Annotated in this window: 15 protein-coding genes and 2 tRNA genes; 8 read left to right on the top strand and 9 right to left on the bottom strand. The window is 35.4% G+C overall.

Features of this window, described 5'->3' with window-relative positions; translation table 11 throughout:
- Positions 1 to 10: 10 nt before the first annotated feature.
- From mutS to ACNQGN_RS04705, 4 genes are all read left to right on the top strand, one after another.
- Positions 11 to 2,578 carry a DNA mismatch repair protein MutS gene (mutS, locus tag ACNQGN_RS04720; RefSeq protein WP_417986847.1) on the top strand — a complete coding sequence of 856 codons (2,568 nt, stop codon included), beginning with the start codon at positions 11 to 13 and terminating at the stop codon, positions 2,576 to 2,578.
- Positions 2,579 to 2,726: 148 nt separating this feature from the next.
- A tRNA-Gly gene (locus tag ACNQGN_RS04715) sits at positions 2,727 to 2,802 on the top strand.
- Between the two features lie 12 nt (positions 2,803 to 2,814).
- Positions 2,815 to 2,900: transfer RNA gene (locus tag ACNQGN_RS04710), tRNA-Leu, on the top strand.
- A 181-nt stretch (positions 2,901 to 3,081) separates the two neighbouring features.
- Positions 3,082 to 3,429 (top strand): DUF1508 domain-containing protein, encoded by a 348-nt coding sequence (locus ACNQGN_RS04705; protein WP_417986697.1) that lies wholly within the window; start codon positions 3,082 to 3,084, stop codon positions 3,427 to 3,429.
- A gap of 156 nt (positions 3,430 to 3,585) precedes the next feature.
- On the opposite strand, the gene ACNQGN_RS04700 is transcribed toward ACNQGN_RS04705, so the two are convergent.
- Positions 3,586 to 3,807 (bottom strand): PG1828 family lipoprotein, encoded by a 222-nt coding sequence (locus tag ACNQGN_RS04700; RefSeq protein WP_417986696.1) that lies wholly within the window; start codon positions 3,805 to 3,807, stop codon positions 3,586 to 3,588.
- 357 nt (positions 3,808 to 4,164) lie between these two features.
- Positions 4,165 to 5,391 (bottom strand): 3-deoxy-D-manno-octulosonic acid transferase, encoded by a 1,227-nt coding sequence (locus ACNQGN_RS04695; protein WP_417986695.1) that lies wholly within the window; start codon positions 5,389 to 5,391, stop codon positions 4,165 to 4,167.
- Positions 5,392 to 5,540: 149 nt separating this feature from the next.
- Here ACNQGN_RS04695 and ACNQGN_RS04690 point away from each other — a divergent pair, with 149 nt between their 5' ends.
- The 3 genes from ACNQGN_RS04690 to galE are packed head-to-tail and all read left to right on the top strand — an operon-like array spanning position 5,541 to position 8,149.
- Positions 5,541 to 6,671, top strand: coding sequence for a DegT/DnrJ/EryC1/StrS family aminotransferase (locus tag ACNQGN_RS04690; RefSeq protein ID WP_417986694.1), 1,131 nt, complete (start codon positions 5,541 to 5,543; stop codon positions 6,669 to 6,671).
- Positions 6,672 to 6,677: 6 nt separating this feature from the next.
- A complete protein-coding gene (locus ACNQGN_RS04685) occupies positions 6,678 to 7,133 on the top strand; it encodes a nuclear transport factor 2 family protein (protein WP_417986693.1) in 456 nt (151 codons plus the stop codon).
- A gap of 2 nt (positions 7,134 to 7,135) precedes the next feature.
- Entirely contained in the window at positions 7,136 to 8,149 is a 1,014-nt protein-coding gene (galE, locus tag ACNQGN_RS04680) for a UDP-glucose 4-epimerase GalE (RefSeq protein ID WP_417986692.1), read from the top strand.
- A 244-nt stretch (positions 8,150 to 8,393) separates the two neighbouring features.
- Here the strand turns inward: galE and ACNQGN_RS04675 are convergent, their stop codons facing one another.
- From ACNQGN_RS04675 to ACNQGN_RS04660, 4 genes are all read right to left on the bottom strand, one after another.
- Complete coding sequence (locus ACNQGN_RS04675; protein ID WP_417986691.1) at positions 8,394 to 8,645, bottom strand: hypothetical protein; 252 nt, start codon at positions 8,643 to 8,645, stop codon at positions 8,394 to 8,396.
- Positions 8,646 to 8,775: 130 nt separating this feature from the next.
- Positions 8,776 to 9,651: an ACP S-malonyltransferase gene (gene fabD / locus ACNQGN_RS04670; RefSeq protein ID WP_417986690.1), complete on the bottom strand. Its 876-nt coding sequence runs from the start codon at positions 9,649 to 9,651 to the stop codon at positions 8,776 to 8,778.
- A gap of 205 nt (positions 9,652 to 9,856) precedes the next feature.
- Positions 9,857 to 10,186, bottom strand: coding sequence for a DUF6370 family protein (locus tag ACNQGN_RS04665; RefSeq protein ID WP_417986689.1), 330 nt, complete (start codon positions 10,184 to 10,186; stop codon positions 9,857 to 9,859).
- 55 nt (positions 10,187 to 10,241) lie between these two features.
- Positions 10,242 to 10,607, bottom strand: a complete 366-nt coding sequence (locus ACNQGN_RS04660) for a DUF983 domain-containing protein (RefSeq protein ID WP_417986688.1) — start codon at positions 10,605 to 10,607, stop codon at positions 10,242 to 10,244.
- A gap of 87 nt (positions 10,608 to 10,694) precedes the next feature.
- On the opposite strand from ACNQGN_RS04660, the gene ACNQGN_RS04655 reads away from it, so the two are divergent.
- Positions 10,695 to 11,558 carry an AraC family transcriptional regulator gene (locus tag ACNQGN_RS04655; RefSeq protein WP_417986687.1) on the top strand — a complete coding sequence of 288 codons (864 nt, stop codon included), beginning with the start codon at positions 10,695 to 10,697 and terminating at the stop codon, positions 11,556 to 11,558.
- Here the strand turns inward: ACNQGN_RS04655 and purT are convergent, their stop codons facing one another.
- From purT to ACNQGN_RS04640, 3 genes are all read right to left on the bottom strand, one after another.
- Positions 11,559 to 12,719: a formate-dependent phosphoribosylglycinamide formyltransferase gene (gene purT, locus ACNQGN_RS04650; protein ID WP_417986686.1), complete on the bottom strand. Its 1,161-nt coding sequence runs from the start codon at positions 12,717 to 12,719 to the stop codon at positions 11,559 to 11,561. It lies immediately after the preceding gene.
- Between the two features lie 253 nt (positions 12,720 to 12,972).
- Positions 12,973 to 14,157, bottom strand: coding sequence for a pyridoxal phosphate-dependent aminotransferase (locus ACNQGN_RS04645; protein WP_417986685.1), 1,185 nt, complete (start codon positions 14,155 to 14,157; stop codon positions 12,973 to 12,975).
- A gap of 65 nt (positions 14,158 to 14,222) precedes the next feature.
- Complete coding sequence (locus ACNQGN_RS04640; protein WP_417986684.1) at positions 14,223 to 15,317, bottom strand: fatty acid desaturase family protein; 1,095 nt, start codon at positions 15,315 to 15,317, stop codon at positions 14,223 to 14,225.
- Position 15,318: the final 1 nt, after the last annotated feature.

Genomic DNA, 15,318 nt, shown 5'->3' with positions numbered 1-15,318 from the left:
AACGCCTTTAATGAAGCAGTATAATGAGATTAAAAGGAAATATCCTGATGCTTGTTTACTGTTTCGGGTAGGAGATTTTTATGAAACTTTTGGAGAGGATGCCGTAAGGGCTTCGAAAATTTTAGGAATTGTTTTAACCAAACGAGGAGCAGGTTCTGAGACCGAAACAGCTCTGGCGGGTTTTCCGCATCATTCTTTGAATACCTATTTACCAAAGCTGGTTAAAGCGGGGCTTCGTGTGGCGATTTGTGATCAGCTCGAAGATCCGAAAATGACTAAAACTATTGTAAAACGAGGTGTTACGGAATTAGTAACTCCGGGTGTTTCTATGAACGATGAGGTTTTACAATCTAAAACCAATAATTTTTTAGCCTCAGTTTTTTTTACAAAGAAATCAATTGGGGTTTCTTTTTTGGATGTTTCTACAGGTGAATTTCTTACAGCGCAAGGCAATGCGGAATACATTGATAAGTTATTGCAGAATTTCAATCCAAGCGAAGTTTTAATTCCAAAAAATAATAAGAGTGATTTTCGAGAAATTTTCGGGGATGATTATCATAATTTTTACCTGGAAGATTGGATTTATAAGGAGGATTATGCATTCGAAACCATAACTAAGCATTTTCAAACTACCTCTTTAAAAGGATTTGGAATCGAGGAATTGAAAGAAGGAATTATTGCTTCGGGAGCCATTTTGTATTATTTATCAGAAACACAACACAATAGAGTCCAACATATCACCGCAATTCAGCGAATAGCCGAAGATGCTTACGTTTGGATGGATCGATTTACGATCCGTAACTTGGAATTGTATCATAGTTATAATCCAAATGCGGTTACGCTTCTTGATGTGATTGATAAAACGCTTTCGCCAATGGGCGGACGATTGTTAAAAAGATGGTTGGCACTTCCTTTAAAAGATAGTGCTAAGATAAAAAGTCGTCATCAGGTTGTTTCTTATTTGAAAGAAAATCAAGATGTTTTAAAAAATATTCAGAAGCAAATCAAACAAATTTCAGATTTAGAACGTTTGATTTCAAAAATTGCAGCCGGAAAAGTGTCGCCTCGTGAAGTAGTTTATCTGAAAGAATCATTGGATGCTATTATTCCAATAAAAGAGCTGGCGTTAGAAAGTCCGCAAGAAGCGGTGAAAGTGATAGGTGAAAGTTTACACAGTTGTGAATTATTGCGTGAAAAGATAAAATCCGTTTTAAATCAAGATGCGCCCGTTGCTATTGCCAAAGGAAATGCTATTGCTAGAGGAATCAGTGAAGAATTGGATGATTTACGGGCAATATCGACTTCGGGTAAAGAATTCTTGGAAGGAATTGAAAAACGGGAGTCGCAATTAACAGGGATATCGTCTTTGAAAATATCTTTTAATAATGTTTTTGGATATTACATAGAAGTCAGAAACTTGCACAAAGATAAAGTTCCTTCTGAATGGATTCGAAAGCAAACCTTGGTAAATGCGGAACGTTATATTACAGAAGAATTAAAAGAATATGAAACCAAAATCCTTGGTGCCGAAGAAAAAATTCATAAAATAGAAGTAGAATTATTTGAACAGCTGGTCAGTTGGATTGCCACTTATATCAAACCGGTCCAAATGAATGCTAATTTGGTTGCGCAACTGGATTGTTTGTGTTCTTTTACCCAATTGGCTATTGAGAATAAATACGTTTGTCCGGAACTTGACGAGACATTCGAACTGGAAATTAATAACGGAAGGCATCCTGTTATTGAAAAACAACTGCCTGTCGGAATGCCTTATATTGCCAATAATGTTTTCCTGGATAGGGAGACGCAACAGCTGATTATGATTACGGGACCGAATATGTCCGGAAAATCGGCTATTTTGCGCCAAACTGCTTTAATTGTGCTCTTGTCTCAAATGGGGAGTTTTGTTCCTGCAGATAGCGTTAGAATGGGAATTGTGGATAAAATATTTACCAGAGTAGGAGCAAGTGATAATATTTCGATGGGAGAATCTACTTTTATGGTCGAAATGAATGAAACAGCCTCTATCTTGAATAACATTTCCGATAGGAGTTTGGTGCTATTAGATGAAATTGGAAGAGGAACCAGTACATATGATGGAATTTCTATCGCTTGGGCAATTGCTGAGTTTTTACACGAGCATCCTTCAAAACCCAAAACATTATTTGCAACACATTATCATGAGTTAAATGAGATGAGTGAATCCTTGCCTAGAATTCAGAATTATAATGTGGCCGTCAAAGAGTTGAAAGATACGGTGCTTTTTATTCGAAAATTGATAAAAGGAGGGAGCGCTCACAGTTTTGGAATACATGTAGCGAAAATGGCGGGAATGCCGCAAATCGTAATTCTGAAAGCACAAAAGCTTTTGAAAAAATTAGAAAAGAATCATTCTAGCGACGCGCTAAATGGAATAAAAGCTTCTAAAGACGAAATGCAAATGAGTTTCTTTAATTTGGATGATCCTTTACTGGAGGAAATAAAAGAAGAGATTCTTAATTTAGACATAAATACCATTACGCCTATGGAAGCATTGATGAAACTCAATGAAATTAAAAGAATGTTGACCAGAAAATAATTTTATTTATTTTAATGTTTAGGTTATCAGAAGGTTAACTTTTATATGTGAAATTTTTATAAAAAAGGCTTGTTTAATTCAATAAATGTCCTAAATTTGCATCCGCAATACAGAACAAGTATCGCGGTTCTTTCTAAAAATTGAAAATGCGAAAATAGCTCAGTTGGTAGAGCGCGACCTTGCCAAGGTCGAGGTCGCGGGTTCGAGCCCCGTTTTTCGCTCCAACACCACATAATGCTCGGATGGTGAAATTGGTAGACACGCTGGACTTAAAATCCAGTGAACAGCAATGTTCGTGCGGGTTCAAGTCCCGCTCTGAGTACTAAAAAAGCTTCAAACTATGTTTGGAGCTTTTTTTATTTATAATAAATCCATTTAGATTTTACGGAGTTAGTTACAAATGTTTAAAAGTAGAAGTATATTGCTTTTAGTGTTTATGTAATTTTATAATAATCATCATCATTGCAGTTTTGACTTCAACGATGTAATTCATTTCAAGGAGTATGGGGGCTTTTGTGATTAGTAAGAGAAATAATGATGAGTATAAATTCGTTTTCACCTCTAGAAGAGGGAAAGTTATTTTTACAAGTTTAAGTTACGAACTTAAGTTTGAGTGTGAGGAGGATATTGAAAAGTTAAAAGCAGATATTGAATCGGCTGACTTTTTAAAGTTTAAAACGTCCAGTGGCAAGTACTTTTTTAAATTGATGTTCGGAGGTAATCATTTTGCAACGAGTAGAAAATATACTACTTCATTAAGGCTTCAAAAAGGAATAGATGAAATTGTGCTTTACGGTTCGAAGTCGGAAATATTAGATTTTTCAGAAAATGATTTTGTTTTCATCGATTAAGATTGAGGAAAACTGATTTGAATAAAAAAGAGAGCAATTGTAAGTACATTTGCTCTCTTTTTAGGATTATCTATTCATGATTCTTTCAATATAGATAATTAAAAAAGCCATCTCGCATAGCGGATGGCTTTAAAATTTTTAGAATTTGAGTTCTAATTATTTTGCAGCTTCAGTTGCAGCAGCAGCAGCATCAGTAGCAGCAGCAGCAGCAGAATCAACAACAACAGCAGCAGAATCAACTACAGCAGCAGCAGAATCAACAACAGCAGCAGCAGAATCAACTACAGCAGCAGCGTCCTCAGCAGGAGCGTCAGCTTTTTTACATGATACAACAGTTAAAACAGCAACAACAGCTAAACTTAAAAATACTTTTTTCATCTTAATTTAATATAAAAGGTTAATTATTAATTCGTGGCAAAGATATAAATTTTTTAATATGTAAAATATTTTTTTATTTTTTTTTTAAAAAATAATATTTAAGTCCAACATTCTCATTTGTAACAACTATTATGCCACAGGATCGTTTGTTCGAAATATATAGCGCTAATTTAATGAATAATACTCTTACAGGCTGTTATGGAACCAATTTTAACTGATAGCTGTCCGGTTTCGGTACTAATTAGAGAAATATTTGCTGAATGGATTATTTGAATAAAAATGTTTTTTTGATTTTTTTTTTTTTGATAAAAAGGTTTTTAGTTCTGGTAATACGAAAAGATTAATGATTTTGTTTTTTTAAATGGCACTCATAATCACATTTGTGGCGCCTTTATTCATTTGTACAAAGGTGTTGCAAATATGTCCTCTTTCCTGTCTTTCGATCTCGTTTAGAATTAAATTTGTTAAAGCATTATCAAGTTCCTTTTTATTGGAAACAGAAATACAGCCTTCCATATTTACTAGAGCAGTTGCTTCGGCAAAATGGGAATAGTTTGGTCCTATCACTATTGGAACGCCAAAAGTTGCTGGTTCAAGGATATTATGTACTCCAGGGTTTCCAAATCCGCCCCCAACATAGGCGATATCGGCGTAACTATAGATTTTGGTCAGGATACCAATAGTGTTAATTATTAAAACATCATATTGGTCTAGCGCTGCATTCTCCTTTTCAGAAAAGAGAATCGTTTTTCTAGTAATACTGTTTTTTAGCAATTGAATCTGTTCTTCTTTTATATTATGAGGCGCAATAATAAATTTGACATTGTAATTATTAGAATTTATAAAATCAACTAATAAATGTTCGTCTTTTGGCCAAGAACTGCCAATAACAACAGTCAAAGTATCGTTTTTGAAATTTGCAATAAAATCCAAAGTATTGTCTTTTTCTAAAATAGTAGCAACCCTGTCAAAACGCGTATCTCCGGAAACGGCTACATTGGTTTTGTCTAATTGTAGTAATAGTTTTTTGGAGTTTTCATTTTGTACAAAAAAATAAGTGAACGCATCCAGAGCTTTTCTGTAAAATCCTCCGTACCATTTGAAGAACGCCTGATTTTCTCTCAAAATGCCAGAAATTAAATAAGTCGGTCGTCTTTGTTTTTTGAGTTCGCTTAAATAATTCGGCCAATATTCATATTTGATAAAAAATACCAAATCAGGATGAACGATTTGTAAAAACTCCTGTGCATTTTTTTTTGTGTCTAAAGGTAAATAGACCGTTACATCAGCAATAGTGTTATTTTTGCGAACTTCATAACCCGAAGGCGAGAAAAATGTAACCACAATTTTGTGCAAAGGAAATTTTTCTTTAATTTTTTCAATCACGGGTAAACCTTGCTCATACTCGCCTAATGATGCAGCATGAAACCAAATCGTTTTATCGGAAGGTTTTATTTTTTGTTTCAAAGTAGGGAAAACAAGTTTCCTTCCTTCTATGAAAAGTTTAATTTTTGGACTGAAAAGGGCTACGATTTTTAATAAAAAACCAGCAATTTGAACCGTTAGATTATAAAGAAAAAGCATCAGTGAAATTTTGTGGCTAAAATACGTTTTTCTTTATATTAATTTCATTGGTTTGAACTCATTAAATAACTATTTTTGTTCTTCGTTTTAAGAAAGTGTTCGATGGTTATAGAAACCTTAAACTTTCGAACTTTTAACAAAAAATTTCAATGAAAAAAATCCAAATGGTTGACTTAAAAAGTCAATATGATAAAATTGCAGCCGTTGTAAACGCATCTATTCAAGAAGTTTTAGACACAAATACTTATATCAATGGACCTCAAGTTCATCAATTCCAAAGATCTTTAGAAGAATACCTAGGCGTGAAACATGTAATTCCATGTGCAAATGGAACTGATGCTTTGCAAATTGCCATGATGGGATTGGATTTAAAGCCTGGGGATGAAGTAATCACTGCCGATTTTACTTTTGCAGCGACGGTGGAAGTGATTGCTTTATTGCAATTAACGCCTGTTTTAGTCGATGTAGATATGTATAATATGAATATATCTATCGAGGGAATTAAAAAAGCAATTACGGCAAAAACAAAAGCAATTGTTCCGGTTCATTTGTTCGGTCGTGCCGCCAATATGGAAGCAATTATGGCTATCGCCAAAGAATACAATCTATATGTTATCGAAGATAATGCGCAAGCCATTGGTGCCAATTGTAAATTTTTGGATGGAACTAAAAAGAAAGCAGGAACTATTGGACATGTAGGAGCCACTTCATTTTTTCCTTCAAAAAATCTTGGGTGTTACGGAGACGGTGGAGCCATTTTTACAGATGACGACGCATTAGCTCACAGACTTCGCGGGATTGTAAATCACGGTATGTACGAGCGTTACCATCATGATGTAATAGGAGTGAATTCGCGTTTGGACAGTATTCAGGCTGCAGTTTTGAATGCTAAATTGCCTTTATTAGACCAATACAGTAATGCAAGACAGGATGCGGCCAGAAAATATTCCACCGCTTTTGAAGGACACAAAAATATAATTGCGCCTAGTATTTGTGATATTTGTGACTGCCACGTTTTTCACCAGTATACATTGCGTATTGTAAATGCAGATAGAGATGGTTTAATGCAATATTTGTTAGATAAAGGAATTCCTTGCGCTATTTATTATCCAATTCCTCTACATTCTCAGAAGGCTTATTTGGATTCGAGATATAAAGAAGAAGATTTTCCGGTGACCAATCAATTAGTAAAAGAAGTGATTTCTTTGCCAATGCATACAGAATTAGACGATGAGCAAGTCAAGTTTATTACCGATAGCGTCTTGGAATTTTTAAATTAAATAATAATGAAATATTTTTTCGCAACCATTTCGCTGGTTTTATTACAATTTTCAGGTTTAGCTCAAAATAGTTCCAATAATAGGAAAGAAATAGCTGTTGCTTCTCGTGTTGAGGCTTTGCGTCAAGCAATGATTGATGCCGATGTAAACATGCTTAAAGACCTAACGTCTGTAGATTTAAGTTACGGACATTCTGATGGGCATCTCGAAAATCAATCCGTATTTATAGAGAAAATTGTTAGCGGCGAATCCGATTTTGTTACGATTGAATTTCAAAATCAAACAATTACTATTGTTGGTGATGTTGCTATAGTAAGAAATGCACTTGTTGCGCATACTAGAGACGGTGGAGTTGATAAGGATATAAAAATTGGAACACTGCTTGTTTGGCAAAAACAAAAAAAACAATGGTTTCTAATTGCTAGACAAGCTTTTAAATTTCCGCCAAACGATAAAAAATAAATATGAAAATACTAGTAACAGGAGGTTTAGGTTTTATTGGTTCACATACCGTTGTTGAATTACAAAACGAAGGCTTTGAAGTCGTGGTTGTTGATAATTTATCGAATACATCATTGAATGTTTTAGACGGAATTCAGAACATTACTGGAAAAGTTCCCGCTTTCGAAAAGTTAGATTTACGCGATAAAGAAAAAGTACAGGATTTTTTCAAAAGACATAGTGATATTTCAGGGGTTATACATTTTGCAGCTTCAAAAGCGGTAGGTGAAAGTGTTGAAAATCCATTGTTGTATTATGAGAACAACATCAATACGTTAGTCTATATTTTACAAGAATTACAGAAAAAACCAGAAGCAAATTTCATTTTTAGTTCTTCTTGTACCGTTTATGGCCAAGCCAAAAAAATGCCAATTACCGAAGATGCTTCTATTCAAACGGCAATGTCTCCTTATGGGAATACGAAACAAATAGGAGAGGAGATTATCACAGATACTGCTAAAGTCACTAATGTAAATGCAATATTATTGCGTTATTTCAATCCTATTGGTTCACATCCATCGGCTGAAATTGGGGAATTACCTATTGGTGTTCCGCAAAATTTAGTGCCGTTTATAACTCAAACTGGAATCGGTTTACGCAAGGAATTATCCGTTTACGGTGATGATTACCCAACATCTGATGGAACGGCTATTCGGGATTATATTCATGTAGTCGATTTGGCGAAAGCGCATGTTATTGCTTTACAGCGATTATTGAATAAAAAAAACACTGCCAAAGTAGAAACCTTCAATCTGGGAACCGGAACCGGAAGTTCAGTTTTAGAAGTTATCCATACTTTCGAAAAAGTAAGTGGTGTAAAAATACTTTATAAGATAGTTGCTCGTAGAGAAGGGGATGTTGTTGAGGCTTATGCTAATACGGATAAAGCGAATAAAGTTTTGGGTTGGAAAGCGCAGTCTACGTTGGAGGAAGCTATGGCTAGCGCCTGGAAATGGGAACAGAAAAATAGGAAATAAATGTACCCAATCTAGACTACCGTCTGGATACATGTTTTTTTAAGGATATGTGAAAAATGCAAGGTAGCTATTTTGAAAATTTAAAAAACAAGCGATTGTTGAATAGAGATGGTTCTATTCTCAATCGCTTGTTTGTTAATCGGATTTATTCGATAAGACGATTGACAGATAGCAATTGTGTAGCCAAAGTGCTATCGTCTCTTAAAAGATGTCAGAAGGTAGTCCAACAATAGCTTTTTTGGAATTATTTTTTAGCTGCTTCTTTTAGTTCTTCGGCAGCTTCATCCATTTTTTTAGCTCCTTTTTCAAGAACTTCTCCAGCTTTAACCTTAGTTGAATCAGCTGCGGCGTCAACTTTTACAGCTGCGGTATCTATAGCTTCTTCCATTTCATTGCCAACTGCTTCGGTAGCCTCTTTTACTTCGTCCTTTGTTTCTTTTTTACAAGAAGTCGATAAAATGCCAATACATGCTAATACTAAAAGTGCTTTTTTCATTTTTATTTGTTTTAAGTAAATTAATATTGATTTGTACTCAATTTATAAAGATAAAAAAAAAAACCTCACAAACTTCTGTTTATGAGGATCCTATTTGTAAACGATTTCCATTGCTGAAAATGGATACTAATTAAGCATTAGTCGTAACTGCTTCTTTATCAATTTTACTAATCAATCCTGCCAAAACTTTTCCAGGGCCAACTTCAGTAAACAAAGTTGCTCCGTCTTTTATCATTTGTTGTACGGATTGTGTCCACTTTACAGGAGCGGTCAATTGTATAATTAGATTTTTTTTGATTTCGCCCGGGTCAGAAACTGCGTTTGCAGTCACATTTTGATATACTGGACAAATAGGAACAGCAAAAGTAGTAGCTTCAATAGCAGCTGCCAGTTCTTCTCTTGCAGGCTCCATCATTGGAGAGTGAAAAGCGCCACCAACCGGCAATAATAAAGCACGTTTTGCACCCGCTGCTTTCATCGCTTCACAGGCTTTTTCTACTGCTGATGTTTCTCCCGAGATCACTAATTGTCCTGGACAATTATAATTGGCCGCTACCACAATTCCGTCTATCGAAGCACAAACGTCTTCCACAATGTTGTCTGCCAATCCTAAAACTGCTGCCATAGTCGAAGGTTTTATTTCACATGCCTTTTGCATCGCTAAAGCACGTTGAGAAACCAATCGTAATCCATCTTCAAAAGACAAAGCTCCATTTGCTACTAAAGCAGAGAACTCCCCTAGTGAATGTCCCGCTACCATTTCTGGTTTGAAATCTTCACCTAACGTTTTTGCCAAAATCACCGAATGCAAGAAAACTGCGGGTTGTGTAACTTTGGTTTCTTTCAATTCTTCGCCTGTTCCTTCAAACATGATATCTGTGATGCGGAAACCTAAAATTTCGTTTGCTTTCTCGAACAGTTCCTTTGCTAGAGGAGAGTTTTCATATAAGTCTTTACCCATTCCTGTGAATTGTGCGCCTTGACCTGGAAATACGTATGCTTTCATATTTTTTTGTTTAAGTTTAAAATTTAGAACTATCCACTTTTATGGATTAGTTTAAATTAGGCCGCAAAAATACTATTTTTTTAGGATTTATCAGAATGCCTTTTAGGAGCCAGGCGTTTTATGTTTTCATCATGAGTGTTCTGCCTTTATCCTTTTCTCTTCAAAATGCTATGAGGACGATGGTTCTATCATGGTTGGTTTAGAACTATTTGCTTTTGGATTTTTTGGGAAGCAATTTAAAAAAGGTCGCTTTAAAGCGATTGTCTACAATTTTGCCAGCCACTTCTGCTTTTCTAATTGCAGCACAAAAGCCATCGTCGGCATGGGCATCACCGTGGGAATCTATAGAAGTTCCGTCAACAAAATAACTATTTCCATCAATACGAACGGCCAAATCACAACCGTGGCCTTTTATTTTAAACTGGCATTGCCCACAAGCAGCTTCGACAATCTGAGTTTTTGATTGTCCTTTTTTATCTTGTGCATTCACAAATGCAGCAGAAAATAAAAAAAAGAAGAGCAGTAACTGTTTCATGATTTAAGGATTTGCTCTTGCTAAGATAACAGTTTTATGACAGAAGGAAATTATTTTAAATAGAATAATTTTTAAACATGTAAATCCACAATAACCTGGAAAGTCGAATGTTGAAAGAAGACATTGCAATAATGACAATAGCAATAATTGGAATGATTCTTAAATCAAAATTTTCCTTAAAGAAGAATTGGGCAACAAGATAGGTCGCTATACCTTGTGCTACTGTTAAGCCATAATTGACATACATCGCGCCAAAGAAATAGCCAGGTTCTTTTTCGAATTTAAACTGACAGTTCGAGCAATACTCATACATTTTAGGAAAGCCAATATTCAAGAAAATATTTTTTTCTTTGAAAACTTTGCCTTTAAGACAATGGGGACAATCGTTATTTAGGATGTGGACAATTGAATTTGACATCATTATTATTTTTTTCAAAGGTATTCCTTATCCATATCACAGATGTTTTCTATATTCGCTAATTATAGCACAATAAAGACATTTTTGCTTATGAAAAAGTATCCTGTTTATAATATTCAGCGGTTTAACTGCAATTCGGTGAATAGTGATTTGTATGTCAATAGTTTTAAAAATCATTTGATTGACCATAGTTTTGTAGAGGAGCCACATCGACATAATTCGTATGTTTTGGTCTTTTTTACTAAAGGATCAGGAACACATGAAATCGATTTTGATGTATTTTCGATTCAGTCGGGAAGTATGTTTTTCTTGCAGCCCGGACAAATGCATCATTGGGATTTGTCGGATGATGTGGAAGGATTTGTGATTTTCTATTCACAGGAAATGTATAATCTTTATTTTGGACAGAAAACCATCGCGGACTACCCTTTCTATTCGTCGGTAGACAACAAGCCTGAAATGGTCTTTGATTTAGCCGAAGCCAAAGCGATTGTACCTTATTTTGAGAGTATGATGCTAGAAATTCAGACAAATCAGATGTTGAAGCAGGATAAAATCATGAATCTGTTAGACATTATACACATTGAAATTGCCAGAAAATATAGTGCAACTCATCTCCATGTAGCGCATTCGTATAATGTGAAGATTAAGAATTTCGAAGTTCTTTTAGAGCATCATTTTAAAACTGAAAAAGCACCTTCTTTCTATGCTTCACAGCTCAATATTACTTTAAAGCATTTGAACAGGATTTGTAATGAAATGTTGCAAAAAACCACAACTGAAGTAATTACGGATCGGATCATACTTGAAGTCAAACGAATGTTAATGGACAAAAAAATGACGGTCAATGAAATTGCGAGCGAATTAGGGTTCGATGACTATTCTTATTTTACAAGATTATTCAAAAAACATACTGGATTGACCCCGTCAGCTTTTCGTGTTTCTAAAAAGTAATTATGAATTTACTATAACTAAACTTGCTGCTTTTTTAGCTTTTTCTACCACTTCTTCAATAGGAGTTTCTAAATGGTCATTGACTAAAGCGATGCCCATTCTTCGATAGCGTCTTGAAGTTGGTTTTCCAAAAATCCTGAAATCGGTTTTAGGATAACAGGCAATTTTTTCGATACCAGTATAAGTTGGATTTGTTGAATTTTCTAAAGCTAAAATTACGGCACTGGCTCCCGCTTTTTCTAATGTAATTTCGAAAATGGGTAAACTTAGAATTGCTCGTAAATGCAATTCAAATTCGTTGAAGTTTTGTGTTCCAGCTAAAGTTACCATTCCGGTATCATGGGGTCTTGGCGATAATTCTGAGAAATAAACACCATCATCGGCCAAGAAAAATTCGACTCCAAAAAGTCCTGCACCACCCAAAGCTTCGGTTACTTTTTCGGACATGTCTTGGGCTTCATATAGATCCTTGTCAGAAATTCGAGCAGGTTGCCAGCTTTCTTGATAGTCGCCGCGTTCCTGTCTATGGCCAATTGGCGCGCAAAAAAGGGTTGGATTGTTGTTTTGAACAACAGTCAATAAAGTGATTTCGGAATTGAATTTTATAAACGCCTCCACAATAACTTCTACGACATCGCCACGTGAACCTTCAACGGCATACTTCCACGCTTTTTCGATATCGGCTTCGGTTTTAATGGTCGATTGCCCTTTTCCTGAGGATGACATTAATGGTTTTACCACGCATGGCATTCCGACCGCTTCCACGGCTTTTTGTAATTCCTCGGCAGTTGTCGCATAACGATAATTAGCAGTTTTTAGTCCCAATTCTCTAGCAGCCAAATCACGGATTGCTTTTCTGTTCATCGTGAAGTTAGCAGCTTTTGCTGAAGGAACCACGGTAATCCCTTGTTTTTCATATTCATAAAAACGCTCGGTACGAATGGCTTCTATTTCAGGAACAATGAAATCGGGTTTGTGTTTTGCAACTATTCGGTCTAACGCTTCTCCATCAAGCATATTGATTACTTCAAAATCATGAGCAACTTGCATAGCGGGCGCGTTTTCGTAACTGTCAACCGCAATTATGGTTTGCCCGATGCGTTGTGCTGCGATTGCAAATTCTTTTCCTAATTCGCCTGAGCCGAGAAGTAGTATTTTCATTTTTTTTTGAAGTTTTCAAGTTGCTTAGTCGTATAAAACCGATTTGAATTGTAAGCAAAAATAGTGTTTTTTTTGTGGGAAGGGTAGGGGTCAAAAATCTTTTTTGTTTGCTTTTTTTAACAAGAGAAGGCATTTTAATGAATGGCCTGGCCTCGTTTTTTCATCGGGATACTCCCATAAAAAAAATAGCTTAAAGTATAAAGTGGTAAAACTTTAAACCTTAAACTATTTTTAAATTTTGAGCTATTTGGAATTATGCTACAGCTTCTTTTATTCTGCGTAATGCTTCTTTCAATAAATCTTCGCTTGTTGCGTAAGAAAAACGAATACAGTCCGGGTTACCAAATGCGTCACCTGTTACGGTTGCTACATTGGCTTCGCCTAAAAGATACATAGAGAAATCATTAGCATCTTTGATGAAAGTTCCTTTCAATGTTTTTCCGAAGAAAGATGAAACGTCCGGAAATACGTAAAATGCGCCTTCTGGTACGTTGATTTTGATTCCTGGAATGTCTTTCAATAATCCAACCACTAAATCTCTACGGCTATGAAAAGCATCTACCATGTGTTTTAAAACGCTTGGATCGGCATCTACAGCAGTAATGGTAGCGCGTTGTGCAATACTGTTAGCTCCACTTGTTACCTGACCTTGTATTTTTGTACACGCTTTTGCAATGAATTCTGGAGCTCCAATATATCCAATTCTCCATCCTGTCATAGCGAAAGCTTTTGCTACTCCATTTACGGTAATCGTTCTTTCTAACATTCCAGGGATTGAAGCGATGCTACAAAAAGTTCCTGAGAAATTGATGTGCTCATAGATTTCATCAGCAACAACATAGATGTTTGGGTGTTTTTCTAGCACTTTTGCCAATGCAGTTAATTCTTCTCTGTTGTACACAGATCCGCTTGGATTACAAGGAGAACTGAACCACATCATTTTTGTTTTTGGAGTGATAGCTGCTTCTAATTGTTCTGGTGTGATTTTGAAATCAGTATCTACAGAAGTTGGAACTTCTACAGGAACTCCACCAGATAATTTTACAATTTCAAAATAGGATACCCAGTAAGGAGCTGGTAAAATTACTTCGTCACCATCGTTTAACATAACTTGAGCAATGTTATATAAAGATTGTTTTGCTCCAGTTGAAACTACAATTTGAGATGGTTTATATTCTAAATTATTGTCTCTTTTGAATTTTCTACAGATTGCTTCTTTTAACTCAGCATATCCTTCTACAGGAGAGTATGTGCTATAGTTTTCGTCAATCGCTTTTTTTGCAGCTTCTTTAATGAAATCAGGCGTATTGAAATCAGGCTCACCTAAGCTTAAACTGATGATATCTTTTCCTTGTGCTTTTAATTCTCTGGCCAAAGCAGCCATTGCTAATGTTTGTGATGTAGCTAGATTGTTAATTCTGTCTGAAAGTGGATTCATTTTTTAGTTAATTGTAATTAGTTTCTTTAGTTTTTATTGTGACGCACTGCAGGGCTCTAATGCGATTATATAAGTTCTGGTTTCATTCCTAACTCTTTCAAATGTTTGAAATGAGCTATAATAGCACTTCGCATTGTTTTATATTCGTAATAAGGTAAGTTGCATTCTTGAGCAGTTTCTTTTACAATTTTCGCAATTTTACCGTAATGGATGTGGCTGATATTTGGAAAAATATGATGTTCTATTTGGTGATTTAAACCTCCGGTATACCAGTTCACTATTTTGTTTTTTGGTGCAAAATTGGTTGTGGTGAACAATTGGTGAATCGCCCAAGTATTACCCATTTCTCCTAATTCATTTGGAGAGGGGTTGGTTGTTTCTTCTACAACGTGTGCCAATTGAAAAACAACGCTAAGGATTAATCCAGCAGTATAGTGCATTACAAAAAATCCGATTAGTACCTTCCACCACGTGATTCCAATAACGATTGGTAAAACAATCCAGATAGAAACATAAATTATTTTTGTAATGATTAAAGTTGTCCAAAGTGTTTTTGGGCTTTTAGCTTCACCGTAAGACAATTTTCTTTTTAGATAGCTTCTCATTTGCTTAAAATCAGTCGTTATCGCCCAATTGAAAGTTAATAATCCATATAGAAAAACAGAATAGTATTGTTGAAATTGGTGAAAATTATACCATTTTGCTTCTTTTGTAAAACGAATGACACGTCCAGCATCTAAATCTTCGTCATGACCAGGAATATTAGTGTAAGTATGGTGTAAGACATTATGTTGCACTTGCCAGTTATATACATTTCCTGCAAGAACATAAATCGTTCCTCCCATGAATTTATTTATCCAGTTTTTATTAGAATAAGAGCCATGATTTCCATCATGCATAACATTCATTCCTACTCCAGCCATACCAATTCCCATGACAATAGTCAATAAAAGATGAGCCCAAAAAGGCATGTCTAGCGTTAGTATCAAAAAATACGGCGCAAGAAAAACGGTGAACAGAATTATGGTTTTCAAATAAAGTCTCCAATTTCCTGTTTTTTGGATGTTGTTTTCCTTGAAGTAATTGTTTACCCGCGAGTTAAGCGTCCTGAAAAACTTCAGACTGTCTTGCTTTGCAAATGTAGGAGCGGTCTTGTTCATA

This window comes from Flavobacterium rhamnosi (assembly GCF_048286515.1).
Taxonomy (GTDB): Bacteria; Bacteroidota; Bacteroidia; order Flavobacteriales; family Flavobacteriaceae; genus Flavobacterium.
Note: the sequence above shows the minus strand (reverse complement) of the source record. Positions and strands in the feature narration are given on the sequence as shown.